We start from the raw sequence: 367 nt of genomic DNA on the forward strand, positions 1-367 counted from the left end.
GTCGAGGACCTCTGGTTCCTTCGCCGCGTTGACGATCTCGGTTTCGCCGCTGGCAAGGCTCGCCGCCAGCAGGGCGGTTTCGGTGGCTCCGACCGAGGAGAAGGGAAAGACGATGCGGGCGCCGCGGAGGCCGGCGGGAGCATTCGCCTCGATATAGCCGCCAGCGACGCTGATCTCGGCGCCCAGGGCCTCGAGCGCCTTCAGGTGAAGGTCGACCGGGCGTGCGCCGATCGCACAACCGCCGGGCAGGGAGACGCGGGCATGGCCGAAGCGGGCGATCAGCGGCCCCAGCACGAGAATGGTCGCGCGCATCTTGCGGACGATGTCATAGCTCGCATCCCGCGGCGCGGCTTCGCTGGCGTTGAGC

General features: G+C 69.8%; 1 pseudogene. It reads right to left on the reverse strand.

The features are described from left to right. Positions 1-367, reverse strand: a pseudogene (locus AB4Y92_RS26615) (UDP-N-acetylglucosamine 1-carboxyvinyltransferase); the annotation flags it as partial.

Origin of the sequence: Lysobacter sp. TAB13, assembly GCF_052113885.1 — a bacterium.
GTDB classification, from domain to species: domain Bacteria; phylum Pseudomonadota; class Gammaproteobacteria; order Xanthomonadales; family Xanthomonadaceae; genus Lysobacter; species Lysobacter gummosus.